This is a genomic window from Mesorhizobium sp. M7A.F.Ca.MR.148.00.0.0 (assembly GCF_003997735.1).
Taxonomy (GTDB): Bacteria; Pseudomonadota; Alphaproteobacteria; order Rhizobiales; family Rhizobiaceae; genus Mesorhizobium.
In genome coordinates this window covers 1-987 of sequence record NZ_RZTB01000304.1, presented here as the reverse complement: position 1 = coordinate 987, position 987 = coordinate 1, and the positions used below count along the sequence as shown (strand labels likewise).

The following is a 987-nucleotide window of genomic DNA, read 5'->3' as shown; positions in this document are numbered from 1 at the left end:
CCAGCTCCGCAAAGAATGATGCGGCGTGACGCTACCCAGCCGGTGCTTCTCGGCCTTCCAATTAAACTGTCTCGACGAAAGAGCCGTCTCCGTTGCTCCGGTCTCGGTGTTGAGTTCTCTAAGGCTGCGCCACACCTTGGTCCCCACGCCGGCAAATGATCTCACTATGCAGCCCGTGCTCGCACGCTCTCAAACTAATTACCGCTGCTGCAACACGCCGCCTGGCGGCCTGCACCGAAAAGCCGACAGGGGTGCATCTGAATAGCCGTGAACCCAGGTCTCAAAGACCATCCGGCGCGACGAGCGGACGCACCGCACGTGTGACACCCGCCTTGTGGGGCAGGGTTGCCTTTCTCAATCCCGGCGTTGGTCGGCGTCCCAATGAGCAGCAAGCTATTATCGGCCGCCGAATCTTAGTGGCTTCGTCGAGAGCCTCAATCAACCAAGCGGCGAAAGCCCCGCTAGAGTCTCCGCCCGCCTGTCGCTATGAAGCAGTTGCAGCCAGCGCTGCTTCAGGCGCATGAACTCGCCCGATGCAATGATTTCCGTCGCCCTGGGTCTTTCGAAGGGCACTGTTTCTATTCCCTTCTTCTTCGGCGCGCGGCTTGATGCCGACATACGGTTTCTTGACCTGCCGCCTGAACTGGCTGCCGAAGCGGGTGCCCCGCCAGCGACCCCGACAATCCCCTGTTCCGCAACTGCTGAAGAGCCGACTGCGCTCGCATCCCGATATTGCGCAACGGCACTATGCCGACATTCTGGAGACCGCAGCCGCATGAGCCTCGAGATGTTCCGCCGACCGTCGACAAAGGCGTCCTCTCGCCTGCGTCCGCCATTTGTCAGTGCTCGATCTGATTGGGGAGACGCCGGTCGTCGAACTGAAGAGATTCGATACCGGCAGGTGTCGTCGCTTCGTCAAGATCGAAAGCCAGAATCCCGGCGGATCGATCAAGGATCGCATTGCGTTGTCGATGATCGTTAATGCCG

At 60.1% G+C, this 987-nt stretch carries 2 pseudogenes; both read left to right on the top strand.

Features of this window, described 5'->3' with window-relative positions:
* Positions 1-574: 574 nt before the first annotated feature.
* Positions 575-779, top strand: a pseudogene (locus EOB49_RS38310) (isopenicillin N synthase family oxygenase); the annotation flags it as partial.
* A gap of 8 nt (positions 780-787) precedes the next feature.
* Positions 788-987, top strand: a pseudogene (locus tag EOB49_RS38305) (pyridoxal-phosphate dependent enzyme); the annotation flags it as partial.